This is a genomic window from Baia soyae (genome assembly GCF_004341445.1).
Taxonomy (GTDB): Bacteria; Bacillota; Bacilli; order Thermoactinomycetales; family Thermoactinomycetaceae; genus Baia; species Baia soyae.
The window spans coordinates 47,759-72,294 of record NZ_SLXV01000004.1 but is presented as its reverse complement, the minus strand read 5'-3'; the positions used below and the strand labels follow the sequence as shown (position 1 = coordinate 72,294).

Here is a 24,536-nt window from a genome sequence, read left to right as displayed (position 1 = left end):
GAAGGATATGGAACGCATACAAATTATGATTTTACCAGGAAATGAAGATCTTCCTAAAATGGAGCAGATGTCTCAAGGCGCAAGTGGTTTCGATTTACGGGCCGCTCTTTCGGAGACCATTATCCTAGAACCAGGAAAACGAAAGTTGATCCCGACGGGTCTCGCTATGGCGATGCCAATTGGTTTAGAAGCGCAGGTTCGCCCTAGGAGCGGACTTGCTTTAAAGCATGGGATTACGGTTCTCAATACGCCAGGGACGATTGATGCAGATTACCGTGGCGAGATTGGTGTAATCCTCATCAACTTAGGTGAAGGGCCATTTGAAATTCACCGTGGGGATCGAGTTGCGCAGTTGGTATTTCAACAGGTTGCATCTGTAAATTTGATAGAGGTAGAACAACTAGAAGAAACAGCTAGAGGAACAGGTGGATTTGGACATACAGGGAAATAGAAAGAGGGTGTCCACTTGACGGGTACACTGCGAATGAAACGTTTAGAAGCGGAGATTGAAATCCTTCGCTCCAAATTACATCGAATGGTCAATGGAAACCCTGCTCACCTGAAAGACTCGCGAGTTTTAAGTGTTAGCCAAAAGTTAGATCTCCTTATTAATGAGATTCAACGTGAGAAAATGAAGCTGGTCAAATGAATACTCTAGCTTAGTTCAAATACCCTTACCATTGGTTGAGGGTATTTTTAATGGATTTATATCTTTCAAAAATTGATCATTGTCCTATGTCTGCTCACATAAGATAAACCAATATATCTTATAAACTAAAAAAGTGATGGATAGCGAATGCAAAGGGGAGTCGAAAATGCGCTGGAGTGAGATGGCGAATAAAGAGTGTGTCGATCTGACAAGTGGGGAGCGTTTAGGTTCGTTTTCCCATGCTGATTTAGTGATTGACCCGAATAGTGGACAGATTGAAAGTATTTTAATTCCAATGGGGGGCACTTCGGTCTTTAAAAAGCGAAGTCATGAGGTACGTGTGGCATGGGGAATGATCCGAAAAGTAGGGCCTGAGATGGTCATTATCGATTCGGGTAGAAGATCCTAAAAAAGAGGTAACCGTGTTGGGCGTGTATACATATGATGCTAATAGATAGCCCAAAAAGGGAGGATCCAAAGCCTACCTGGGGAAAGGAGTTAGAAGCGATGCTGATTGGCAAGCATGTCGTCTTCCTCGGTGGCGATGCCAGGCAACTGGAAGTCATCAAAAGCTGCATCCAAATGAATGCAAAAGTGAGCCTAATTGGCTTTGATAACTTGCAAAGTCCACTTAGTGGAGCCACCCAACGCCGACTAACGAAAAATGTCTTAGCCCAAGCGGATATTCTCGTTCTTCCTATCATCGGAACAGATGATCAAGGGAAAATCAGTAGTGTATTTACCTCGGAAGAGCTCTATTTAACAGAAGAACATATGGGGTCGCTCCCAAGTCACTGTCTTCTCTTTACAGGACTTGCAAAAAAATATTTAAAAAACTTATGTGAAAGCAATCAAGTCACCTATTTTGAATTAATGATGCGAGATGATGTTGCGATCTACAATTCGATTCCGACGGTGGAAGGTGCTCTTATGATGGCCATTCAAAATGCCGATATTACCCTTCATGATTCACAAACCATTGTAATCGGACTAGGGAGAGTGGGATTATCTTTAGCCAGAGTTCTTCAAGCAATTGGAGCCCATGTGAAAGTGGGGGTACGTAAATCAGATGATTATGCCCGCGCCTTTGAGATGGGATTAAATCCTTTTTATACATCACAGTTAGGTGAACAAGTGGAGAATGCGGATTTTATCTTTAATACGGTACCTGCTATGATTTTAGATGCTGCTGTCTTAAGCCGTTCTCCTTATGATGTTGTGATTATCGATTTGGCCTCAAAGCCGGGTGGAGTGGATTTTGAATATGCTAAAAAGCGCGGAATTAAAGCGATTCTAGCACCTAGCTTACCAGGGATTGTTGCACCTAAAACAGCTGGTAAAATCATCGCTCGTACGATGATGAAATTGATGGTGGAGAATGTAGCTGAGGAGGGGAATCTACAATGAACTTTAGTGGATTAACCGTTGGATTCGCATTGTCAGGTTCCCATTGTACTCATGATGAAGTTTTACCACAGATGAGAAGGCTTACGGAGCTAGGTGCCAACGTTGTCCCGATTATTTCCCATACAGTTGCGACCGTAGATTCGCGTTTTGGCACAGCAGAAGATTGGAAAGCAAAGATTGAAGAGATTACGGGAAAACGTCCTTTTAGTACCGTTCAAGAAACAGAACCCATTGGGCCTTCGAAAATGTTAGACTGTTTAGTAGTAGCACCATGTACAGGAAATACGTTAGCCCGATTAGCTAACGCTTTAACTGATGGACCTGTTTTAATGGCTGCTAAAGCACAGATGAGAAATCACCGTCCAGTGGTATTAGCGATCTCTACCAATGACGCTCTTGGGCTGAATGCACAAAATCTAGCTCGTCTTCTGGTAGCAAAAGATATTTACTTTGTTCCATTTGGTCAAGATGCACCTGAGAAAAAGCCAAAATCGATGGTAGCACGTATGGAACTCATACCTGATACAGTCCTAGAAGCGATAGAAGGAAGACAATTGCAACCTTTGATAGTTGAAAAATACCGCTATTTCCCGTCATAATAGAAGAGGATGTTTATGGAGTTTGTAACTGGTTAAATAAAATAGATGGTTGGTGTGCGGGCTGGCACTTTCGAGAGGCTAGCCTTTTTATCAAAATAGAGATCAAACAGCAATTAATTTGACTGTTTGCAGGAATGGAGAGGACATTCATGTCAAAGCAAACCTATACAGTTGCAGTTGTAGGAGCTACGGGAGCAGTAGGGACTCAGATGATTGCGTTTCTAGAAAAAAGAGACTTTCCGGTTGGAGAACTACGTCCACTAGCATCAAAACGCTCTGCTGGACAGACTATCACATTCCGTGGGCAAGAAATTGCCATTCAAGAGGCAACTCCCGAAGCGTTTGAAGGAGTCGACATCGCGCTTTTCAGTGCAGGTGGAGGTATTAGTGAGCGTTTGGCTCCAGAAGCTGTAAAGCGTGGAGCAGTGGTGATTGATAATACAAGTGCATTCCGCATGGCATCAGATGTACCTCTTGTTGTTCCAGAGGTAAATCGCCATGCCTTACAAAAACATAATGGTTTAATTGCGAATCCAAACTGTTCTACCATTCAAATGGTTGTGGCGTTAAAGCCGCTCTATGATCGCTATGGAATGGATCGAGTCATCGTATCTACCTATCAATCCGTATCTGGGGCTGGTTGGGAAGCGATTGAAGAATTACAACAACAATCAAAGTCGGTACTGTCAGGTGAAGTGATGGAATGTAATGCTCTCCCTCAAGGTAGCTTACATTATCCAATCGCTTTTAACGTTATTCCACAGATTGATGTGGGCCTCGATAACGGATTTACCAATGAAGAGATGAAGATGGTAAATGAAACGAAAAAGATCTTTGCAGATGATCGCATTGGCGTAACCGCTACTTGCGTACGAGTTCCTGTATTCCGTGGGCATAGTGAATCCGTATATGTTGAATTACAACAGGATTTTGATCTAACAGAAGTACGTGAGTTGTTAGCTAATGCGGATGGAATTGTGGTTCAAGATAATCTGTCTGAGAAAGAGTACCCGATGCCACTTCAGAGTGCAGAGGATACCCGAACATTTGTAGGTCGTATTCGTCGTGACTTGACACATGAAAGAGGACTTAATATGTGGATCGTCTCGGATAATTTACTTAAAGGCGCAGCTACCAATGCCATTCAAATCGCTGAAGCACTTGTGGAAGATGGGCTGGTAAGAAGGGGTTAATCATCATGAAAATTCTAGTACAAAAATTTGGGGGTACCTCCGTTGCTACGTCTGAAACGCGGGGTCGAGTATTGCATCATATCAAAAGCGCTCTTGCTGATGGATATAGTCTTGTCGTTGTGCTTTCTGCGATGGGACGAAAAGGTGAACCATATGCAACCGATACATTTTTAGAGTTGATCCATCATAATGGAGCTGGTTTAGCACCAAGAGAATTAGATTTGCTACTTCACTGCGGAGAATTGATTTCTTCTTCTGTTTTTTCAAGTATGCTACATCTCAATGGAATTGATCATGTTGTACTAACTGGTGGACAAGCGGGAATTATCACCAATGACAACTTTACCAATGCACAAATTGTGGATTTAAAGCCAAAGCGAATCACACAAGAATTGCAAAGAGGAAAAGTGGTCATCGTTGCTGGTTTCCAAGGAATCACCGAAGAGGGAGAGATCACAACCTTAGGGCGTGGGGGAAGCGATACTTCGGCAACTGCGCTTGGAGTGGCTCTTAATGCGGATTGTATAGATATTTTCACAGATGTAGAAGGTGTTTTGACGGCAGATCCACGAATTGTGGAGGATGCGATCCCACTTCATACGGTAACGTATACTGAAATGTGTAACTTAGCTTTTCAGGGAGCGAAAGTCGTCCATCCACGGGCAGTTGAAATTGCTATGCAGACCAATGTTCCGATTCGTGTTCGTTCAACTATGTCTGACCATCCAGGTACGTTGGTGATGAGTCGCCCTGAGGCGGATCGTCTAGCGGGTGAATTAAGTGATCGCTTAATAACAGGGATTACACAGATGGCCAATGTGACTCAAATCAAAATTGCGGCGAAGCAGGGGCAATTTGACTTACAACTAAAAGTATTTAAAGAGATGGCAGATCATGGGATTAGTGTCGATTTTATTAGTGTAAATCCGAGTGGAGTCGCATACACCGTACACGACGCTTTAGCAGGGAAAGCAGAACAGATCTTACGTGAATTAGATCTAGAACCAGAACTAAGCCCAAACTGTGCAAAAGTCTCTACTGTAGGGGCTGGTATCACAGGAGTCCCTGGCGTAATGGCAAAAATTTTAGAAGCGCTAACGGAAGAAGATATTCAAGTACTGCAGTCAGCAGACTCCCATACTACGATTTGGGTGTTAGTTCAAGGAGAAGATATGATCCGTGCTGTTCGAGCTCTGCATCGTAAATTTGAATTGCATCGTGTTAATGATTAAGCAGGAGGAGATTGTATGAATTTTGGACGAATGATTACGGCGATGTGCACCCCTTTCGATTCCAATTTACAAATCAATTGGAATAAGCAAGAAGCACTTATTGAGCATCTGATTGCGACTGGTACAGATACCATCGTGGTTTCGGGTACGACAGCAGAATCTCCGACTCTTACAAAAGAAGAAAAATGCAGATTATTTTCCTTTACGCTAGAAAAAGTAAATAAGCGGGTAAAAGTGATCGCTGGAACAGGAAGTAACTCCACAGCAGATACTATTGCTCTAACGAAGCAAGCAGAGGAAATGGGTGTAGATGGAGTGATGTTGGTAGCTCCTTACTATAACCGTCCTTCTCAAGAAGGGCTCTATCAGCATTTTGCATCTATTCATGATGAGACGAAACTTCCTCTGATGATTTATAACGTTCCCGGTCGCACGAGCGTAAATATTTCTACAGAGATACTCGTACGTTTGGCAGCATTGCCGAATGTAGTGGCGATCAAGGAAGCGAGTGGAAGCATCACGCAGATTTCTGACGTGATTCGTCTTGTTCCGAAGGATGTAGCCGTTTATAGTGGTGATGATGCCTTAACTCTCCCTGTTTTAGCAATAGGAGGAGTGGGAGTGGTTAGTGTCGCGAGTCATGTAGTAGGCGTCGAGATGAAAGAAATGATCGATGCATTTTTGTCGGATAACCATCAAAAAGCACAAACCATTCATCATACATTAACTCCCGTATTCCACGGACTCTTCGCGGCGACTAGCCCTGGACCTTTAAAATATGCTTTATCACGTATGGAACTTATGGGTGAAGATGTTCGTTTACCCCTTGTAACGTTAACCTCTGAGGAAAAAAGAGCGGCAGATGTTTGGATAAAATCATTTCATAGTTAAGAATGGAGATACCTCTTACGACTATACAAGAGGTATCTTTTTTTGGTTCTCACTTGCAACATTAAATTTGAATCGTATATAATAAGAGCAAGTGTGATTTGTGCGGTTTAGGGTGATACGAAAGTTTATTAGGAGGTAACAAAATTGAGTAAGAACCAACGAGGCAATAAGTTATTAATTTTTGCTCTCGGTGGGATGGATGAAATCGGAAAAAATATGTACGCAATTCAATATGGGAATGATATTGTCGTAATCGACGCTGGACTTATGTTCCCAGATGAAGAAATGCTGGGGATCGATGTAGTGATCCCAGACGTGAGTTATCTTGTTGAGAACCAAGATAAAGTACGGGGAATTATTATTACGCATGGACACGAAGATCACATTGGTGGCTTGCCTTATATCTTAAAGCAATTAAAAGTACCACTTTACGCTACTCAATTAACAATGGGGTTAATTGAGCACAAGCTACGTGAAGCTCATGTTCATGATATTAAGCGCACTGTGATTCATGTGAATTCGGAACTGACGCTTGGACAACTAAAAGCAACTTTCTTCCAAACAAACCATAGTATTCCAGATTCGGTAGGGGTTTGTGTTGATACACCAGAAGGAGCGGTTGTTCATACAGGCGACTTTAAGTTTGACATGACTCCAGTGAATGACCAGTATGCAGACTTGCACCGGATGGCTGAACTTGGGAAGAAGGGTGTGCTTTGCCTTCTATCGGATAGTACAAATGCAGAACGCCCTGGTTTTACAGGTTCTGAGCAATCCGTAGGTGAAAGCTTAAAAGAAACGTTCCGACATGCGAAACAACGCGTGATTGTTGCTACTTTTGCTTCCAACATTCATCGTATTCAACAAGTAGTGGATGCATGTGTACTTTACGGAAGAAAATTAGCCGTTGTAGGGCGTAGTATGATTAATGTAATCAATATTGCTACTGAGCTTGGATATCTTCAAATGCCAGAAGATCTAATTATTGATACCGATGATATTAATCGACTTCCTGGACATAAAGTAGCGGTTATCTCTACTGGAAGCCAAGGAGAAACGATGTCAGCACTTACGCGTATGGCAAATTCATCTCATCGTAAGGTGGAGATCCTACCTGGAGATACAGTAGTGATTGCAGCTACCCCAATCCCAGGTAACGAACGCGCAATCGGTAAAACGATAGATCAGTTGTTCCGAATTGGTGCTGATGTAGTATATAGTGCAGTTGCCCACGTACACGTGTCTGGTCACGGTTCTCAAGAAGATTTGAAGCTAATGCTCAGTCTACTAAAACCAAAATATTTTATTCCGATTCATGGTGAGTATCGTATGTTACGTGCTCACGCCCAACTTGCCGAAGCGGTAGGCGTACGACCTGAAAATGTATTTATTTGTGATAATGGAGACACAGTCGAGATCGCAAACGGGAGAGCCCGTTACGGTCCGAAGATTCCAACTGGTAAAGTTCTAATTGATGGACTTGGCGTTGGTGATGTTGGAAACATTGTGTTACGAGATCGGAAGCTTTTATCCCAGGATGGTATTCTTGTAGTTGTGGTCACCCTAAGTAAAGAACACGGTACTATCCTTGCTGGACCTGATATTATTTCACGTGGTTTTGTTTATGTTCGGGAATCTGAGAAGCTTCTTGATGAAGCAAATCATGTGGTTCGTAATACGATGGAACGCTGTATGAAAGATCAAGTAAGCGAATGGGCATCTTTGAAAACCAACATTCGAGATTCTCTAAGCAAATTTTTATTCGAACGTACTCGTCGTCGTCCGATGATCCTGCCAATTATCATGGAGGTATAAACCTCTACACTTACTTAAGCTGGGTCCTTTGATTAATCAAGGACTCAGCTTTTTGTTATGTCTGCATAATTCAAATTAACTTTTTTAGGCCAGTGGGCATAAAATAGGTAGATAAACGCCCAGTAGAGGAGGATCTCAATGCTCCAACGCGCTCTGTTTTTAATCGCTTGTAGTTATCAGACACAGTATGTGGATCGTCCTGAACAATTTGTCATCCCTAGTGGTTATGGATATCAGCTGGTGGAGAAGCTAGCCACTCCTCCTTCTCTAGGAGCTGAGGGCTTTGGTTTTATCATGGAGAATCATGATAGCATCGTCATTGCTTTCAAAGCTACTTCGCTTAAACCATTTGATTTAAGTATCGATATGGACATATATCAAACCCGTTTTCCTTGGATTATGGGAGCAGGGAAAACGCATAGAGGATTTACCTATCTCTATGGTCTTTTGAGGAAGCAGATTTTTTCTACCCTTTCAAACCTAGTCACTACTACCAGTGAAAAGACAATTTTTCTCACAGGTCACAGTTTAGGCGCTGCCTTAGCCACTCTAGCTGCCCCAGATTTAACAGTAAATGGCCCTTATTCACGAATCTGCGTTTCTCATAGCGGTTCTCCTAAAGTCGGTGATCCCAGGTTCGCGGACGCGTATAATTCGTTAGTCCCTCAAAGTATTCGCATCACCAATCTTCATGATTACATTCCTCTTAACCCGGTTTCTGAAATTCCCCCACCCTTTACAGAAGAGACGATCTCTTATTCCCATGTCCATCATCTATTTCCTATTTCGTTTCAATGCAATAAAGAATCGACTCCATTAGAGATCCCACTAGGTAGAAATCATGCCTTGAAAAACTACTTTAATGCCGTTCGTATGCAGGTTCCTGACTTTGCGCTGAAGATGTGTGAGCAGAATCCCGGATTTTGTCCTACTTTTTCGGATGATTTATGTAGCTTGTCTGTTGCTCAAAAGTAGCAGAGACTCCAGCTTACTAAATAGTTAGTGGAGGCATAATTGTGGATAAATGATCTAGTAGTTATATTTTATAATAAAATTCATAATACATGGCTAAAAGGTATTTACATAGTTCACAGCCATGTATTATGATTATAGACGCCATATTACATATAACAAAGAGGAATGGTAATGTTGAAAAAACCGATTTTAGCACTCACTGCGTCGCTATTTCTGCTAACCGCTGCGACAGGTTGCTCTTTTGTAAAAGACCAGGTGAATGCAACGGCAATCGCCGATGACATGCATAAGATTGTTGAGAAAGCAAACAAAAACGAGGATCTATCCACGAAATCTGATGAGCAATTATCTGAGTTTGAGAAAATGATTAAAGGTAAAATTACTTCCGATGTAATCAAAAAAGCTCAGCCACATTTGGATAATGCTTTAAAGGAAGCAAAAGCATATAGTGAAGCGACTAAAAAAGTTGAAAGTGACATTCCAAAGTTAAAAGGGCTAGCTGCTAAATTTACTGATACTGAAATCAAGAAATTAGCAGACCAATTTGTTGCTGATTTTGAGAAATCTATTAAACTAGATATTCAAAGGGGTGCATTACAAGAGCAATATATTGAGGCAAACGGTAAGTATTTAAAGTCATTAGGTAAAGACGACAAATCTGTAAATGATGTAGTAGAGAAGTATAATAATTCTTCAAGCCAGGCAACAGCAGGTACAGAACAGTTCAACAAGTCTTGGGAAGAGTTTAATAAAAAAGTGACTGGCGAACAAGTTACGAAGTAAAGTAATATGAATAACAAACAAAGCCCTACAGAGACTGTCTTGGAACAGGCCTGTAGGGCTTTGTTTATTATTCATATTGGATAATCGGTTCTTTTTGATAGAAAGCGAGTGCCCAGGCGCACCAGTCTGATTCATCTTGTTCCATTTGTAATTTGCGCATGAGGAGAATATAGCGTCCGAAGTGAGGGCTACTAGGGTCCTTGAGAGAAGCACCTGCATCAGCTTCCAATTGTGCAATTTCCGATTCATGCTCCCCGATTTTGTGTTGAAAAAACTGCATCCGTTCTTCTAATAACTGCACCATTGTATCGGGATCTAATAACCATTGTGCATAGATTTTTGCGAGAAATCCGTCACGAATAATCGGCTCTTGAAACACATTGGGTACCCACTTAGCAAGCGCTTCTTTTCCTTGTTCCGTAATCGAAAATACCTTTTTATCAGGTTTTCCAGATTGGGGTATCGTGGTACAAAATATCAAATCACGCTCTTCTAGCTCCACTAAAATCGGATAAATCTGATTATGCTTTGTTTGCCAGCACAAATCCATTTTCTTGGCAATCTCAAAGCTGGATCCACTATCCCTCGCTAAGATCGCCAAAATGGTATAAACAAAAGATTCCAACTGACATCCTCTCCTATATATCTTTCACTCATTAGTATATATAAAATAGTAATTTTTTACAATCATGATGGTATAAGATAGCAAATTAGAAGCAAATTAGCTTAGAGAATAAAGATAAGATCCGTGAGGACGCAGATAGAAGGAGAATGAAAATGTATCAGATGAATGAAGAGTTAAATCCAAATGCCGAATCACCAGAAACAGCGCCCGATCGAGCAATCGCCGATGAACTAAAGAAGAAAAATATGCTTCAAACACTCCAATCTTTAGGTCAAACAAATGTTCCTCAGTTGGAGTCTAATATATTTTGCCTTCAGATTATTGGACAGATTGAAGGACATATGGTGATGTCACCGCAAAATAAGACAACGAAATACGAACATGTAATTCCTCAAATTGTAGCTGCTGAACAGAATCCCAAGATCGAAGGGGTTGTTTTGATCTTAAATACTGTAGGGGGAGATGTGGAAGCAGGCCTAGCCATTGCGGAGATGATTGCTACGATGAGTAAACCAACTGTCTCGATTGTCTTAGGTGGAGGGCATAGCATTGGGGTCCCTATAGCTGTTTCCACCTGTACCTCCTTTATCGCGGAGACAGCCACGATGACGATTCATCCGGTTCGATTGACAGGCTTAGTGATCGGTGTACCGCAAACATTTGAGTATCTAGAAAGAATGCAAGATCGAGTCATTCATTTTATTTCTAGCCATTCAAAAGTTACGGAAGAGAAGTTGCGAGATTTAATGTTTCGAACAGGAGAACTGGCACGTGATATCGGAACCAATGTAGTCGCAAAAGATGCAGTGGAGATGGGACTTATCGACCGATTAGGTGGAATTTCGAGTGCTTTGCAAGAGCTAGATCGTTTGATCCAAGAGAAAAAAGGAGAATATCTCCAATGACACACTGGTCTATATTGCCATCCGATTGGAACGATCAGGCCGAGCAAGTTTACCAGCCACACTTCCAAGAATGTACCATCGATGGGATTCAAATGGTAATCGAAATCCTCCCCACTGGAAAAGCCCAAATCAATCGCCTACTAAGCCCGAATCCACAAGATTATCTAAATCCCAAGTTTCAACCCGGCGCGGAGCTTACATTACAACCACTATTAGAGTAAAGTGAAAGCAATCAACTAGAAAAGTGGACTTGCTTTCCACATCCTCGCAAGCTCACTATTTGAGCTTGCGAGGATACATTGACCTGGGACATGCTAACACATCTCTGTTCTTCTGAACTTATTTTGTCTGCCAGTACATTGGGAAACTGAAGATTTTACCTTACTTACATCTACAAAAATATGGCAAATAAATGTATAATGTTCAGAAGACTGCTTTGAATTCGGGAGAAGGGGATAAGATGTCCAAGAAGAAAAAACGAAAAGACGTGAAACGAGCTAGTCGTGTGAAACATGACCTGCTATTTGAAATCTATGGAATTGCCATGATCGCACTTGCAGTAATTAGTTTAGCTACTTTGGGAGCAATTGGACGAAATCTAACATATTTATCCCGTTTCTTAGTCGGAACATGGGATTTTCTAATTCCGATCGTAACAATTGGACTTGCTTTATACATCATGATAAAACGAAGATGGCCACAAAGTTGGACACCTAAGATGACAGGGGTCCTAACGATTGTTTTGTGTACACTGGGCTTTGTGCATTTTAATACGTTTCAGTACATACAAGCTACAGGCAAAACGGGTTCTGTTATGGACACTACATGGAATCTCTTGATAAATGAATACTCGTCCAGACTCCCTACTGACATAGGAGGTGGGATGATCGGTGGACTTATTTATGGCATGTTCCATTTTTTATTCGATGATGTAGGCACAGTCATTGCTTTATCTGCATTTTTATTAGCAGGAATTCTTCTTGTATTTGGAATCTCATACATTCAATTTTTACAGAAACTGTATATGCTTTTTCAAAGCCACAGAGCCAGCATTAAAAAAAATGTCAACTCTATGTTGGTGAAACATGGGAAAGCGAACCAACAAAAAAAGCAATCGCATAATCGTGAGATTGAAAGAGAGCTCCATCCTGAGTTTGAGGATGAATTGGAATCATCGTCATCATCTTCCTCTGAACCTACTATTGCTTATTATTATGAACCAGATCCGGTACCTGAGAGGGAACTCGTAAAAAAGCCAAAGCAATTGACGCTTTCTTTAAAATCAACTTCTGAGATGAAGCCTGAACCGCAAAGAAGCTCAACCGATGGAGAAGATGTAGTAGTAAAATTTCATACTACAGAGCGTTTGGATCATTATAAAATTCCGCCATTTACCATCCTTAGAGCCTTAAAGAAAAGAGATAAGCTAGATGAAGACTACTTAAAATCAAAAGCATCCAAATTGGAGGAGACGCTCGAAAATTTCGGAGTAAAGGCAAAGGTAAACCATGTTCAGCATGGGCCTGCGGTAACGCGATATGAGATTCAACCCAAAGTAGGGGTGAAGGTAAGTCAAATCGTCCGCTTGTCCAACGATATTGCACTAGCATTGGCTGCAAAATCGATCCGAATCGAGGCTCCTATTCCCGGGAAAGCAGCGATTGGAATTGAGGTACCTAATTCAGAGACAGCCATGGTTGGCTTGCGAGATGTAATCGATTCTCCTGGGTTCCAAAAAAATCCAAGTAAGCTATCAATTGGACTTGGAAAGGATATATCAGGAGAAGCGGTGATTGCGAACCTAGCTCAGATGCCGCATTTGTTAGTTGCGGGTGCAACAGGTGCGGGAAAGAGTGTCTGTGTAAACGGAATTATTATAAGTCTTTTGTACAAAGCAAGACCGGACGAAGTAAAACTGATGATGATTGATCCTAAGATGGTGGAGCTCAATATATACAATGGGATCCCTCATCTGCTTGTACCTGTTGTGACAGACCCGAGAAAGGCAGCCATTGCTCTGAAGAAAGTGGTTTCTGAGATGGAGAAGCGATACGAATTGTTCGCTAAAAATGGTGCCCGCGATCTAGAGCGTTATAATCAATTGGCAAGAGATCGAAGTGACGAGGCTGTTATGCCTATTTTACCGTATATAGTTGTGATTGTAGATGAGCTCGCAGATTTAATGATGGTTGCGCCTGGAGATGTCGAAGATGCCATTTGTCGGCTTGCTCAGATGGCACGTGCGGCGGGAATCCATATGATTTTAGCTACACAGCGTCCTTCTGTGGATGTAATTACAGGCGTTATTAAAGCCAATATTCCTTCTCGAATCGCTTTTACCGTTTCTTCACAAGCCGATTCCCGTACTATTTTAGACATGGGGGGCGCAGAAAAATTATTAGGTCGTGGAGATATGTTGTACATGCCGATCGGAGCCCCTAAACCGATCCGTGTCCAAGGCACATTTGTGACAGATGAAGAAGTAGAGTCTGTTGTAAATTTTGTTAAAAATCAACAAGAAGCACATTATAACGAAGAGATGATTCCGGATGTACCAGAGAATTCGAGTGGAGAACTAATTGATGATGATATGTATCCGCAAGCGGTTCAACTAGTGCTTGAAGCGAAAACAGCCTCGGTGTCATTGCTCCAGAGACGGCTTCGAGTAGGATATACTCGGGCGGCACGGTTGATTGATTTGATGGAATCTCGTGGAATTGTAGGTCCTTATGAAGGTAGTAAACCGAGAGAGGTTTTGGTGACAGAAGAACGCATGCAAGAAATTTCCAATACGTAAATTATATAAAAAATCTCTTATTTTTTCATAAGCTATAAAAAAATCTCTTGATTTTTTGGTAGCGATTACGCAAACTAAAAAAAGTGAGCTAGCGCCACGCCGCTGGCTTTTTTTATCCTAATGCAAGGGAGGGACACGGATGAACGTTGTAGAAATGCGAGGCATTACCAAATGCTTTGGTTCGTTTACTGCAAACGATAACATAAACCTAGTTGTAAAAAAGGGTGAGATTCATGCTCTACTAGGTGAAAACGGTGCAGGTAAGTCAACGTTAATGAATATCCTATTTGGTCTCTATCAACCAGAGCAAGGTAAGGTTTTCATTAAAGAAAAAGAAGTTGCGATCACGGGTCCAACAATGGCAAACAAACTAGGGATTGGTATGGTCCATCAACATTTTATGTTAGTGCAACCGTTTACCGTAACCGAAAATATTATTCTTGGTGACGAAAGAGCTTCTGGTGGGAGAATTGATTACAAAAAGGCTGAACGTGAAGTACAAGCTTTATCAGATCAATATGGGCTTCAAGTCGACCCACGAGCTGTTGTTGCAGATATTGGTGTAGGAATGCAGCAACGTGTTGAAATTTTAAAGACTCTGTATCGTGGAGCAGATATTCTTATTTTTGATGAACCAACAGCTGTATTAACTCCTCAAGAGATTGAAGAATTAACTGAGATCATGCGGAAACTCGTAAAAGAAGGTAAGACGATCATCTTTATTACTCATAAGCTAAAAGAAATTATGAGTACGTGTGATCGTTGTACCGTTATTCGTCGCGGGAAGATGATTGACACAGTTAATATTTCGGAAACCAATGAAAACGAGTTAGCATCGCTCATGGTAGGTCGTGAGGTTTCATTTGAACTGGATAAACAACCATCTAACCCACAGGAACCTGTTCTTAAGGTTCAAAGCTTAGCAGTGGATGATAACCGTAATAATCCCGCTGTTCGCGGTTTAGATCTGGAGATTAAGGCGGGTGAAATTGTAGGGATTGCTGGAGTTGACGGAAATGGTCAATCCGAGCTGATTGAAGCGATTTGTGGTCTTATGAAACCAAAATCAGGCAGAATCATTTTAAATAATAAAGATGTCACAGGATTGGCCCCTCGAAAAATTACCGAGACAGGCCTTGGCCATATTCCAGAGGACCGACATAAACGCGGTTTGGTTCTAGACTTTTCTGTTAGTGAAAATATAATTTTACAGTCCTATTATAAGAAACCGTTTTCAAATGGCTTTGGAATCAATTACAAAGCAGTAGGGGATTATGCGAATAAACTGATTCAAGAGTTTGATGTGCGAACCCCAGATAAAGATACACCAGCACGTGCGCTTTCAGGTGGTAACCAACAGAAAGCGATCATTGCACGTGAAGTGGACCGAAATCCGTCCCTTCTGATTGCAGCACAACCTACTCGTGGGTTGGATGTGGGCGCTATCGAATTTATTCATAAACGTCTCATCCAACACCGCGATACAGGCAATGCCGTATTACTTGTTTCCCTCGAGTTGGAAGAGGTTCTTAAAGTAAGTGACCGAGTGGCCGTGATCTATGAAGGAAAAATTCAGGGTTGGGTTGATCCAAGAACGGCAACAGAAGAAGAGCTTGGACTCTTAATGGCAGGAAGCAAAGCGAAAGGAGGGGCTTCACAATGATTGGTAAATTAAATCGGAATTCGACTCTTCTTTCATCCATCATTTCAATTATTTTGGGGATGTTAGTCGGGGCAATCGCGATGCTATTATCCGGATATGATCCGATTTCAGCTTACGGTGCATTATTTAGCAGTGTATTTGGTTCTGCATCTGATATGGGTGAAACACTGCGTACGATTACTCCACTCATCTTTGCCGGTTTGGCTGTAGCACTAGCGTTCCGTACAGGGATGTTCAATATCGGCGTAGAGGGTCAGTTAGTCATTGGTAGTTTAGCAGCCGCTTTTGTTGGATTGAAGTTAGAGTTGCCGCCTGTGTTGCATGCGATCGTGGCATTAGTAGTAGGAGCACTAGCTGGTGCGATATGGGCGCTGATCCCAGGTTTGTTGAAAGCAATTCGTGGTGTACATGAAGTGATTGTCTGCATCATGATGAACTGGATTGCTTTATTCTTAAGTAACTACATGGTCGGAAAAGTTCTTTCCAATAATAGTGATTCCACCGAGAAAATTCATCCAAGTGCATCCATTCGTGTTGATTTCTTAACGGATATGTTTGATGGAGCACGTGTGCATCTAGGCCTTATTCTAGCTATTTTGACGACTATCTTTGTCTATGTATTGCTTTTCAGAACCAAGTTAGGGTATGAGTTACGTGCGGTTGGTTTGAACCCGGATGCTTCCGAGTACGCGGGGATGAGTGTAAAGCGAAATATTATTCTTTCCATGATGATATCAGGTGGAATCGCTGGTCTTGCAGGTGCGGTTGAGCTACTTGGGACGAGTGAGTATCTAGCCATTAATCCATCTCTTCCAGGAACTGGTTTTGATGGGATTGCGGTAGCACTTTTAGGAGCCAATACCCCAATTGGTGTGGTGCTTTCATCCATGTTGTTTGGAGGATTATTTAATGGTGGGAGCAACATGCAGTATGTAGCAGAAGTACCTTTTGAAGTGATTCGAATTGTATTTGCAGCTATTATTCTCTTCGTAGCAGCTAATTTTGTAAAACAATTAGGAAATAGAAAGAACCGTAAGAAGAAAGGGGAGAAAGCTAGTGCTTAGTACAATGACCAACCTTTTAGAGACCACTATTCTTTACTCAACTCCCCTAATCTTAGCGGCGTTAGGTGGTTTGTTCTCAGAACGTTCGGGTGTTATTAACATTGGTTTAGAAGGCCTTATGACAATCGGTGCGTTTACCTCAGCAGTCGTTGCGATCAATACAGGAAGTCCGTGGATCGGCCTCTTGGCAGGAATTGTAGCGGGTATTCTTCTGGCGCTGATTCATGCAGTTGCTACCGTTACATTTAATGCAGATCAAACAGTAAGTGGAGTTGCGATTAACTTCTTAGCAGCAGGATTAGCCGTATATCTAGTAAAAGCCCTCTATGATGGTGCGGGACAAACGCCTGTTGTAGAAAGTAAATTTACAGATTTGGCGATCCCGGTTTTAAAAGATATCCCTCTCATAGGTGATCCCCTTTTTAATACTTCACCGATTACCTATATAGCGTTAATCTTAGTTTTTGTTAGTTACTTCGTGTTATACCGTACGCCATTTGGTATGCGCCTACGTGCTGTGGGGGAGCATCCACATGCTACTGAGACAGCGGGTGTATCGGTTGTCAAAATGCGCTATGTTGCTGTCTTAATTAGCGGAGCATTAGCGGCTATTGGTGGCGCGACACTTTCCACTTCGATCGGGAGTGAGTTTAGTGCAACTACCGTTGCGGGTCAAGGCTTTATCGCGATCGCAGCGTTAATCTTTGGTAAATGGAAGCCGTTTGGTGTTCTAGGGGCCGCTGCTTTCTTCGGCTTTTCCGTAGCTTTATCTTTAACAGGTCAAGTTTGGGGATTAACGGAATATGTGCCTTCCGAAATCTTGACTATGCTCCCATATGTATTGACCATCTTAGCGTTAGCAGGATTTGTAGGGCGTGCCAATGCTCCAGCGGCGATTGGGAAATTGTATGAAAGAGGAAGCCGTTAAGGTTTAGTGATTAAATTTTTTCACAGAAACAAAAGTTTTTGTTGATATAAAGTAATTTATGTATAAAAATAAGAGTTGGAGTTGAAAGCGTTCTCGTGTGATAAGCTTTGGGGTTAATTGGAATCATTAGTCTAGTTCATAACACAGAGGAAAAAATGGATTTAATTTCCTAGCGAAATCACAAATATCCGCTCGTCTCTGGTTCATACTACTAACACCATTCTCCCTGCAGTACAAAATCAAACACTTTTAGTAAAGGGGTATTTGTATGCAAATGAAGCGTTTGTTAGGCTCACTCGTAGCTGTTTCTCTAGTAGCAACGTTAGCTGTTGGTTGTGGAGGTAATAAAAGTAAGGAGACAGCAAAAGGAGACTTTTCTGTTGGTCTTGTTACGGATACAGGTGGTTTAAATGATGAATCCTTTAACCAATCTGCTAATATGGGTCTTCAAAAAGCGAAGAACGATATAAAAGTGGATGTGAAAGCACAAGAATCTAAAAAAGATGATGATTATGTTCCTAACTTAACTCGTTTTGCCAAGGACAAACGAAATCTTATCTGGGGTGTAGGCTTCAAATTTGATAAAGCAATTCCAGATGTAGCAGGGGAATTTAAAGATAGCAAATTTGCGATTGTGGATAGCAACTTAGGTGGGAAAATCCCGTCAAATGTTGTAGCGGTAACATTTAAAGATGAAGAAGGTTCTTTCTTAGCAGGGGTGGCAGCAGGGAAGACTACCAAGACAAATCAAGTTGGTTTCATCGGTGGAATGTCGTCTCCACTGATTAAAAAGTTTGAAGCAGGTTTTACTGCAGGCGTGAAGCAAGCAAATCCGAAGGCAACTGTAAAAGTTGTTTATGCCGAATCATTTTCCGATGCAACGAAGGGTCGCTCTCTGGCAAAATCTTTGTATGATGGCGGAGCAGACATTGTGTACCATGCAGCAGGTGGTGTAGGGAAAGGTCTTTTTGACGAAGTAAAATCCCGCGAAGCAGGCAAATATTGGGCGATTGGTGTAGACATGGACCAAAGCCGTTTGGCACCAGAACATACACTTACTTCGATGATCAAACGTGTTGACGTAGCGGTATTTGAGATCACGAAGCAAGCCAAAGAAGGTACTTTAAAACTAGGTACAGAAGTGAACTTTGGATTGAAGGATGAAGGTGTAGGTCTTTCTAAAAACTCAAAAATCTCTCCAGAGGTAATGAAACAAGTAGAAGAGTTTAAGCAAAAAATCATCAAAGGTGAAATCACCGTTCCTTCTAAATAATTTTTGAACCTTGTCATATCGTGAATATATGACTAAAGAACATGGAAGTAGGAAACTTACTAAGCATAGGAGAATTTTCCTTGTTGTAAGCTCTTACAATTCCATGTTCTTTTTTTTTAGTCTATAATGGAGACTAGGTAATATTTTCTAATAAACGAGGTGAGCGGAGCATGTCATCTGGACAATTTCAGACGAGGCAAATAGGCAATGTACGTCTACATGTCTGTCCGAGTACAAAGTTTAAAACCACGATGCTGGTGGCGATGTTTCAGCAAGAGCTATCAACGAAGTATGTAACTCAAACAGCTCTCCTTTCAAACGTATTGCTTCGGGGAACAGAGCAATATCCTACGATGCTCGATCTAAAAAAGAAGCAAAACGATCTATATGGCGCGGGTCTCTTTGGAGATGTTTTTAAGCGTGGCGAAAGGCAAATCCTCCACTTTGGAGTAGATATCGCAAATGAACAATATCTTCATGATGCCTCTCCGTTGCTCGAAGAAGCAGTGGGCCTGCTGTGTGAAGTGATTACGAAGCCAGCCTTAGAGCAAGATATATTTGTGAAAAGCTATGTAGAGGCGGAGAAACGAAACCTAAAGCAACAAATTGAAGGCTTGGTGGATGAGAAGGCCCAGTATGCAGCACAACGTAGCATTGAAGCGATGTGTAAGAACGAGCCATACGCCATTTTTATAAATGGACGAGTGGAGGATATTCCTGCAATTCAAGCAGATAATCTTTATACATACTATCAAGAACTGCTGTACCATTGCCCACTAGATCTTTATTGTGTAGGAGATGTGGATATTCAAAGAGTGATCTCCTTGTTCCAGAAGTATCTTCCTTCTGAGATGTTTACTTCCGAACGAAAACAATTGGGCCTCTCACAAACTGCACCTGTATCTGTACAACAAGTGAACACTGTGATTGAGCATTTACCTGTAAATCAAGGAAAACTAAATATGGGATGCCGAACCCATATAACAGTGCAAGATTCCGATTACCCTTCTTTGCTTATGTATAATGGGATTCTCGGCGGTTTTCCACATTCTAAGTTGTTTATGAATGTGCGTGAAAAAGCGAGCCTAGCTTACTATGCTTCTTCGCGGCTTGAAAGTCATAAAGGAGTTATGCATATTCAATCAGGAATCGAGATCCAAAACTTTGAGAAGGCTGTAACCATCATTAAAGAACAGATGGAAGTAATGCGTCAGGGTCAAATTAGCGATCAAGAATTAGCGCAAACAAAAGCGACCCTTTCCAATCAATTCCGTGAGCAACAGGATCGTGCCTATGAGATCGTTCAGTCACACTATCACTCTGTTCTAAGTGGAACGAACCGCCCATTAGAACAGATTCTAAAAGAGATTGCACAAGTATCGAAGGAGGATGTGCAGAAAGTAGCGCAAAAAATTCAGCTTGACACAATCTACTTCTTACGGGATCAAGGAGGAGAAGCTGATGAAAAAAATTGAATATAAACAGCTAAAAGAGACGCTTTATCATGAGACACTGCCCAATGGATTAGATGTGTATGTACTACCTAAGCAGGGGTTTGCTAAAACGTATGCTACCTTTACTACCAAGTACGGTTCCATTGACAATACGTTTCAGGTTCCCGGAAAAGAAAAGGTACATGTCCCGGATGGAATTGCACATTTCTTAGAACATAAGATGTTTGAACAGGAATCTGGCGAGGATGTATTTCAGTCGTTTTCCAGACAAGGTGCATCGGCAAATGCATTTACCAGTTTTACGCGTACCTCGTATCTATTCTCTTGTACGGATCAAGTGGAAAACAATCTCACCACTTTATTAAATTATGTACAAAGCCCTTATTTTACAGATGAGAATGTAGAGAAGGAAAAGGGGATTATTGGCCAAGAGATTCGTATGTATGATGACAATGCGGATTGGAGAGTCTACTTTGGTTTGATCGAGGCAATGTATCAAAATCATCCTGTAAAGATTGATATTGCGGGTACAGTCGAATCCATCGCCAAAATTACCAAAGAGACACTTTACACCTGTTATAACACCTTCTATCATCCGAGCAACATGTTGTTGTTTGTGATTGGAGCTGTGGATCCACAACGTATTTTTCAGTTGGTAAAAGAAAATCAAGCCCAGAAAAAATTTGAGCCACAAGGTGAGATCGAGCGCTTTTTTGATAAGGAACCAAATGCAGTTGCGGAGAAGAGAAAGGAAATGCGCCTAAGTGTAAATGCTTCTAAGTGCTATTTTGGATTTAAAGAAGCACCAGCTATTATAGCGAACTCTGGAAACAATATGTTGAAGATGGAGCTATGCACGCAGTTGTTTATGGAGTCCTTAATAGGGTCGTCTTCCGAGCTATATCAAAGCCTGTATGAGGAAGGGTTGATTGATGACTCATTTGGACATGATTATTCGATTGAACAGGGTTATGGATTTACGATGATGGGCGGAGATACAAGGAAGCCAGATGAACTTGTAGCCCGTATCGAACAATTATTTCCTCAGAAAGTAGCAAAGGGAATCTCTGCTGAGGAGTTTGAGCTAGTAAAGAAAAAGAAAATCGGAAGTGTTTTGCGTTCACTTAACTCAGTTGAGTGGATTGCGAATCAATTTACGAGTTATCGTTTTCACGACTCTGATCTATTCGAGATGATTCCAACGTTGGAATCGATTACGTTAAAGGATGTAAACAATCGAATGAGAGAGCATATTGATTTTGCGAGATTTGCGGTCTCTACTGTACGTCCATTAGAGCAATCGACGAAACCTACTGTTTAAAAAAATGGGGTCGTGCCTTCTTCAGGCACGGCTTTTTATACGAGTAGGAGTAGGAGTGGCGTTGTGTGAAGACATTACAAGGAGAAGTAATCTGGATATCAGGAGCTAGTGGGGGTATTGGCGGTGCGATCGCGATTCGTGCAGCTGAGTTAGGTGCTAAAGTCGCGGTTTGTTATCAGCATTCACTTGGGCGGGCAGAAGGAATTGTAAGAAAGTGCCGAGAAGCAGGAAGTATGGCTGAAGGGTTTCAATTGGATGTAAAACAAGCAGAATCGGTGCGAAATTGCTATCAACAAGTTTGTTGGGCATTGGGAGCACCGACTATCGTAATCCACGCTGCAGGTGGTACTCAGGTTGGGCTACTGCAAGATGTGACCATGGAACAGTATGATGAGTTGATGGATACGCATGTCCGAGGAGCGGTGCAGATGATTCAATCTGCGGTTCCAAACATGATTCAACAAAAGAAGGGACGTATCATTTTATTATCTTCGATTTGGGGAGAAGCGGGAGGTGCTGGAGAGGTTATCTACTCAGCCGCCAAAGGAGCCATTCAAGGGCTAACGAAGGCTCTCGCGAAAGAACTAGCCCGTTCCCACATTACGGTGAATGCAGTGGCTCCTGGAGCCATTGAGACGCCATTATTATCCGCGCAACTAGTAGATGAGGAGCAAGTGGAGTTGGCAGAGGAAATCCCAATGGGTCGGTTAGGAAAGCCAGAAGAGGTCGCCAGACTTATTAGTCATTTATGTGAACCTGAGAGTAGATATATAACAGGTCAGGTTATTCATATAAATGGCGGTTGGTATACATAATTTTTAGATGTTAGGTTATATTACTCCCGTAGGAGGTGATCTAACATGTCGGTTCTAGACGATTTTCAAGAGTGGAAAGGATTTTTATCCGAACGTGTAGGCCAAGCGAAAAGCTTAGGAATGGATGAAAATTCGATTCAAGATATCGCCTATGAGTTAGGAGATTATCTAGCAAAGGATGTTCAACCTCAAAACGAACAAGAGTTATTGTTACGTGATTTATGGAAAGTAGCGGGACCAGAAGAACAAAAAATGATAGCAGAGCTTATGGTGAAAATGGTAAGTGACGGTAAACAATAATTGTATACTTAACTAATAAAACAAGCCTTGCGATTGAGGTTTGTTTTATTTTATTTTTTAACGGACAACGCCTTTTATGTAAGGAATTAGTCACGAATCTTTCTTCGTTCCGAAAGATGTATGTGCTATACTGTAAAAAACATTCGTTTACACTTGTGTCTGAATGAGAGAATGAGGTGTGAAATGGAAGATCACGAATGGTATCTTGAATATCAAATTCACAAGAATAAAAACCGTCCTGGTTTGTTGGGGGATTTGGCGTCACTACTCGGGATGTTAAAGATTAATATTGTGACGATTAACGGGGTAACCAATGATCGTCGTGGTCTGATCCTGCGCACAAGTAAACCTGAAAAAATAGAGGCTTTAAGCCAAATCTTACATCGGATGGATCATATCCATGTAACTGCTTTACGCAAGCCTAATGTGACCGATCGTCTTGCAGTGAGGCATGGAAAGTATGTTGAACTCTCTAGTGACGATATTAAGACATACCGATTTATTCGAGATGAGATCGGTATTTTAGTAGATCTTCTCGCAGAACAAATGAAGAAAAAAGGACATCAGCTAATTGGAATTCGAGGAATGCCGCGTGTTGGAAAGACAGAATCCATTGTGGCATCTAGCGTATGTGCTAATAAACGGTGGTCTTTTCTATCCTCAACACTCTTACGACAAACGATTCGCACACAATTAGCCGCGAATGAACTTTCGACTGACCATGTTTACATAATAGATGGTATCGTCTCTACACGCCGTTTTTCAGAAGATCATGTTTGTTTGCTTCGAGAAGTGATGCGGATGGAGACGACAAAGGTGATTGAACACCCTGATATCTTTGTTAGAAACTCGGAGTATCGACTAGAAGATTTCAACTATATGATTGAGCTTAGAAATCATCCTGATGAAGAGATTGTATACGATCTGATGGACGAACGTCATTCCATGTTTTAGTGATGTTCTGAAGGGAAAGAAGCTTCCTAAAGAGAAACCAATAATTAGCTCAGGGAGGTGACCATAATGGGAGTAGGACAACAGCTTAGAAGCACTCGTGAATCTCTTGGCATTAGTTTAGAAGAATTAGAAGCCCATACTAAAATTCAAAAGCAATATCTATCAGCAATTGAAAATGGTCAATTCCACCTGTTGCCAGGTTCCATATATGTAAGGTCTTATATTCGGACATATGCGCTATCGCTAGGTCTGGATCCACATAAAATATTACATCAAGTGCGGCAGGGGCAGGCACAATCTGCTAAAGAAAATGCAAGACAAAGTGTCTCAGTTGCTTCTGAAAGGCCCCGTAATCAACGTTTATCTAGCATGTCGGAGCAAAGTACAGCAGTAGCCGAAAATCGCTGGCAACCAGAGAAAGAGCTTGCTACTACTCGTTCATTTGGGAATACGGTTCGCTGGGATGTAAAACGTATTGAAAATCATTTGCAAGAGGTGGAGCAAGAACAGGCTGTTACTACTACTTCACCTAATCGCCCGATGAGACGCCGAGATCCAGAGAGAGCGGAGCGATTAAGTCAATCGAGTAAATTACCGACAGTCGTACCATCAGAGCGTTCTATGCAACCTGCAACGAAACAAAGTCCTCGTTCTAAGGAGCTACAGGCTTTACAAAATTTGAAAAGCTTATCACGTAGCGATCGCCAAAAACGCTCAACAGAAGAAAAAGAGCTTGTACCGAGTTTAGAACCCCGTTCGAGAGAGCGAAAAGGGAAATCAGAAAAGAAATTCACGTTTTACACGAAATTTTTACTGTTTTGGGCAGCTGTTCTTGCGGTTGCAGCTCTCTATGTTCTTTATTTGCGAGTGAGCTCTTAGATACATAAGACTTA

25 protein-coding genes are annotated in these 24,536 nt (G+C 41.7%); 24 read left to right on the top strand and 1 reads right to left on the bottom strand.

The window, feature by feature from the left end; translation table 11 throughout:
- Positions 1-7 precede the first annotated feature (7 nt).
- From dut to EDD57_RS02315, 11 genes are all read left to right on the top strand, one after another.
- Complete coding sequence (dut, locus tag EDD57_RS02365; protein WP_131847878.1) at positions 8-451, top strand: dUTP diphosphatase; 444 nt, start codon at positions 8-10, stop codon at positions 449-451.
- Positions 452-466: 15 nt separating this feature from the next.
- Complete coding sequence (locus EDD57_RS02360) at positions 467-649, top strand: aspartyl-phosphate phosphatase Spo0E family protein (protein WP_131847877.1); 183 nt, start codon at positions 467-469, stop codon at positions 647-649.
- Positions 650-815: 166 nt separating this feature from the next.
- Positions 816-1,058: a YlmC/YmxH family sporulation protein gene (locus EDD57_RS02355; protein ID WP_131847876.1), complete on the top strand. Its 243-nt coding sequence runs from the start codon at positions 816-818 to the stop codon at positions 1,056-1,058.
- 98 nt (positions 1,059-1,156) lie between these two features.
- Complete coding sequence (gene dpsA, locus EDD57_RS02350) at positions 1,157-2,056, top strand: dipicolinate synthase subunit DpsA (RefSeq protein ID WP_131847921.1); 900 nt, start codon at positions 1,157-1,159, stop codon at positions 2,054-2,056.
- A complete protein-coding gene (locus EDD57_RS02345) occupies positions 2,053-2,655 on the top strand; it encodes a dipicolinate synthase subunit B (protein ID WP_131847875.1) in 603 nt (200 codons plus the stop codon). Before dpsA ends, EDD57_RS02345 begins: the two co-directional genes overlap by 4 nt.
- Positions 2,656-2,804: 149 nt before the next feature.
- Positions 2,805-3,848: an aspartate-semialdehyde dehydrogenase gene (locus tag EDD57_RS02340; RefSeq protein ID WP_131847874.1), complete on the top strand. Its 1,044-nt coding sequence runs from the start codon at positions 2,805-2,807 to the stop codon at positions 3,846-3,848.
- A gap of 5 nt (positions 3,849-3,853) precedes the next feature.
- Positions 3,854-5,080, top strand: a complete 1,227-nt coding sequence (dapG, locus tag EDD57_RS02335; protein WP_131847873.1) for an aspartate kinase — start codon at positions 3,854-3,856, stop codon at positions 5,078-5,080.
- 15 nt (positions 5,081-5,095) lie between these two features.
- Positions 5,096-5,971, top strand: a complete 876-nt coding sequence (dapA, locus tag EDD57_RS02330; protein ID WP_131847872.1) for a 4-hydroxy-tetrahydrodipicolinate synthase — start codon at positions 5,096-5,098, stop codon at positions 5,969-5,971.
- 195 nt (positions 5,972-6,166) lie between these two features.
- Positions 6,167-7,786, top strand: coding sequence for a ribonuclease J (locus EDD57_RS02325; protein WP_243649416.1), 1,620 nt, complete (start codon positions 6,167-6,169; stop codon positions 7,784-7,786).
- A gap of 138 nt (positions 7,787-7,924) precedes the next feature.
- A complete protein-coding gene (locus EDD57_RS02320) occupies positions 7,925-8,761 on the top strand; it encodes a lipase family protein (RefSeq protein ID WP_131847870.1) in 837 nt (278 codons plus the stop codon).
- A gap of 171 nt (positions 8,762-8,932) precedes the next feature.
- Complete coding sequence (locus tag EDD57_RS02315; RefSeq protein WP_131847869.1) at positions 8,933-9,544, top strand: hypothetical protein; 612 nt, start codon at positions 8,933-8,935, stop codon at positions 9,542-9,544.
- A 67-nt stretch (positions 9,545-9,611) separates the two neighbouring features.
- Here the strand turns inward: EDD57_RS02315 and EDD57_RS02310 are convergent, their stop codons facing one another.
- Positions 9,612-10,169, bottom strand: a complete 558-nt coding sequence (locus EDD57_RS02310; RefSeq protein ID WP_131847868.1) for a PadR family transcriptional regulator — start codon at positions 10,167-10,169, stop codon at positions 9,612-9,614.
- 152 nt (positions 10,170-10,321) lie between these two features.
- Here EDD57_RS02310 and EDD57_RS02305 point away from each other — a divergent pair, with 152 nt between their 5' ends.
- The 13 genes from EDD57_RS02305 (at position 10,322) to EDD57_RS02240 (ending at position 24,522) form a co-directional block, all read left to right on the top strand.
- A complete protein-coding gene (locus EDD57_RS02305; RefSeq protein ID WP_243649413.1) occupies positions 10,322-11,074 on the top strand; it encodes a ClpP family protease in 753 nt (250 codons plus the stop codon).
- Entirely contained in the window at positions 11,071-11,295 is a 225-nt protein-coding gene (locus EDD57_RS02300) for a YlzJ-like family protein (RefSeq protein ID WP_131847866.1), read from the top strand. Before EDD57_RS02305 ends, EDD57_RS02300 begins: the two co-directional genes overlap by 4 nt.
- A 239-nt stretch (positions 11,296-11,534) precedes the next feature.
- The gene (locus EDD57_RS02295) at positions 11,535-13,871 is read left to right on the top strand and encodes an FtsK/SpoIIIE family DNA translocase (protein ID WP_131847865.1); all 2,337 of its coding nucleotides are present in this window, start codon (positions 11,535-11,537) and stop codon (positions 13,869-13,871) included.
- Between the two features lie 139 nt (positions 13,872-14,010).
- The gene (locus tag EDD57_RS02290; protein WP_131847864.1) at positions 14,011-15,534 is read left to right on the top strand and encodes an ABC transporter ATP-binding protein; all 1,524 of its coding nucleotides are present in this window, start codon (positions 14,011-14,013) and stop codon (positions 15,532-15,534) included.
- The gene (locus tag EDD57_RS02285) at positions 15,531-16,598 is read left to right on the top strand and encodes an ABC transporter permease (protein ID WP_131847863.1); all 1,068 of its coding nucleotides are present in this window, start codon (positions 15,531-15,533) and stop codon (positions 16,596-16,598) included. Before EDD57_RS02290 ends, EDD57_RS02285 begins: the two co-directional genes overlap by 4 nt.
- Before the next feature lie 4 nt (positions 16,599-16,602).
- The gene (locus EDD57_RS02280) at positions 16,603-17,526 is read left to right on the top strand and encodes an ABC transporter permease (protein ID WP_131847920.1); all 924 of its coding nucleotides are present in this window, start codon (positions 16,603-16,605) and stop codon (positions 17,524-17,526) included.
- A gap of 274 nt (positions 17,527-17,800) precedes the next feature.
- Positions 17,801-18,799: a BMP family ABC transporter substrate-binding protein gene (locus tag EDD57_RS02270; RefSeq protein ID WP_131847918.1), complete on the top strand. Its 999-nt coding sequence runs from the start codon at positions 17,801-17,803 to the stop codon at positions 18,797-18,799.
- Positions 18,800-18,969: 170 nt separating this feature from the next.
- The gene (gene yfmF, locus EDD57_RS02265; RefSeq protein WP_131847862.1) at positions 18,970-20,274 is read left to right on the top strand and encodes an EF-P 5-aminopentanol modification-associated protein YfmF; all 1,305 of its coding nucleotides are present in this window, start codon (positions 18,970-18,972) and stop codon (positions 20,272-20,274) included.
- The gene (gene yfmH / locus EDD57_RS02260; protein WP_131847861.1) at positions 20,261-21,574 is read left to right on the top strand and encodes an EF-P 5-aminopentanol modification-associated protein YfmH; all 1,314 of its coding nucleotides are present in this window, start codon (positions 20,261-20,263) and stop codon (positions 21,572-21,574) included. The genes yfmF and yfmH overlap by 14 nt, the downstream gene beginning before the upstream one ends.
- Positions 21,575-21,639: 65 nt before the next feature.
- A complete protein-coding gene (ymfI, locus tag EDD57_RS02255; protein WP_131847860.1) occupies positions 21,640-22,389 on the top strand; it encodes an elongation factor P 5-aminopentanone reductase in 750 nt (249 codons plus the stop codon).
- Between the two features lie 45 nt (positions 22,390-22,434).
- Positions 22,435-22,689 carry a DUF3243 domain-containing protein gene (locus EDD57_RS02250; protein ID WP_131847859.1) on the top strand — a complete coding sequence of 85 codons (255 nt, stop codon included), beginning with the start codon at positions 22,435-22,437 and terminating at the stop codon, positions 22,687-22,689.
- 183 nt (positions 22,690-22,872) lie between these two features.
- Positions 22,873-23,643 (top strand): DUF3388 domain-containing protein, encoded by a 771-nt coding sequence (locus EDD57_RS02245; RefSeq protein WP_131847858.1) that lies wholly within the window; start codon positions 22,873-22,875, stop codon positions 23,641-23,643.
- 66 nt (positions 23,644-23,709) lie between these two features.
- Positions 23,710-24,522: a helix-turn-helix domain-containing protein gene (locus EDD57_RS02240; RefSeq protein ID WP_131847857.1), complete on the top strand. Its 813-nt coding sequence runs from the start codon at positions 23,710-23,712 to the stop codon at positions 24,520-24,522.
- Positions 24,523-24,536: the final 14 nt, after the last annotated feature.

Excerpts from the sequence above, each read along its gene's own strand:
- dut (WP_131847878.1), top strand. The coding sequence starts at position 8 with ATGGAACGCATACAAATTATGATTTTACCAGGAAATGAAGATCTTCCT.
- EDD57_RS02355 (WP_131847876.1), top strand. The coding sequence starts at position 816 with ATGCGCTGGAGTGAGATGGCGAATAAAGAGTGTGTCGATCTGACAAGT.
- dpsA (WP_131847921.1), top strand. The coding sequence starts at position 1,157 with ATGCTGATTGGCAAGCATGTCGTCTTCCTCGGTGGCGATGCCAGGCAA.
- EDD57_RS02345 (WP_131847875.1), top strand. The coding sequence starts at position 2,053 with ATGAACTTTAGTGGATTAACCGTTGGATTCGCATTGTCAGGTTCCCAT.
- EDD57_RS02340 (WP_131847874.1), top strand. The coding sequence starts at position 2,805 with ATGTCAAAGCAAACCTATACAGTTGCAGTTGTAGGAGCTACGGGAGCA.
- dapG (WP_131847873.1), top strand. The coding sequence starts at position 3,854 with ATGAAAATTCTAGTACAAAAATTTGGGGGTACCTCCGTTGCTACGTCT.
- dapA (WP_131847872.1), top strand. The coding sequence starts at position 5,096 with ATGAATTTTGGACGAATGATTACGGCGATGTGCACCCCTTTCGATTCC.
- EDD57_RS02325 (WP_243649416.1), top strand. The coding sequence starts at position 6,167 with ATGGATGAAATCGGAAAAAATATGTACGCAATTCAATATGGGAATGAT.
- EDD57_RS02320 (WP_131847870.1), top strand. The coding sequence starts at position 7,925 with ATGCTCCAACGCGCTCTGTTTTTAATCGCTTGTAGTTATCAGACACAG.
- EDD57_RS02315 (WP_131847869.1), top strand. The coding sequence starts at position 8,933 with ATGTTGAAAAAACCGATTTTAGCACTCACTGCGTCGCTATTTCTGCTA.
- EDD57_RS02305 (WP_243649413.1), top strand. The coding sequence starts at position 10,322 with ATGTATCAGATGAATGAAGAGTTAAATCCAAATGCCGAATCACCAGAA.
- EDD57_RS02300 (WP_131847866.1), top strand. The coding sequence starts at position 11,071 with ATGACACACTGGTCTATATTGCCATCCGATTGGAACGATCAGGCCGAG.
- EDD57_RS02295 (WP_131847865.1), top strand. The coding sequence starts at position 11,535 with ATGTCCAAGAAGAAAAAACGAAAAGACGTGAAACGAGCTAGTCGTGTG.
- EDD57_RS02290 (WP_131847864.1), top strand. The coding sequence starts at position 14,011 with ATGAACGTTGTAGAAATGCGAGGCATTACCAAATGCTTTGGTTCGTTT.
- EDD57_RS02285 (WP_131847863.1), top strand. The coding sequence starts at position 15,531 with ATGATTGGTAAATTAAATCGGAATTCGACTCTTCTTTCATCCATCATT.
- EDD57_RS02280 (WP_131847920.1), top strand. The coding sequence starts at position 16,603 with ATGACCAACCTTTTAGAGACCACTATTCTTTACTCAACTCCCCTAATC.
- EDD57_RS02270 (WP_131847918.1), top strand. The coding sequence starts at position 17,801 with ATGAAGCGTTTGTTAGGCTCACTCGTAGCTGTTTCTCTAGTAGCAACG.
- yfmF (WP_131847862.1), top strand. The coding sequence starts at position 18,970 with ATGTCATCTGGACAATTTCAGACGAGGCAAATAGGCAATGTACGTCTA.
- yfmH (WP_131847861.1), top strand. The coding sequence starts at position 20,261 with ATGAAAAAAATTGAATATAAACAGCTAAAAGAGACGCTTTATCATGAG.
- EDD57_RS02250 (WP_131847859.1), top strand. The coding sequence starts at position 22,435 with ATGTCGGTTCTAGACGATTTTCAAGAGTGGAAAGGATTTTTATCCGAA.
- EDD57_RS02245 (WP_131847858.1), top strand. The coding sequence starts at position 22,873 with ATGGAAGATCACGAATGGTATCTTGAATATCAAATTCACAAGAATAAA.
- EDD57_RS02240 (WP_131847857.1), top strand. The coding sequence starts at position 23,710 with ATGGGAGTAGGACAACAGCTTAGAAGCACTCGTGAATCTCTTGGCATT.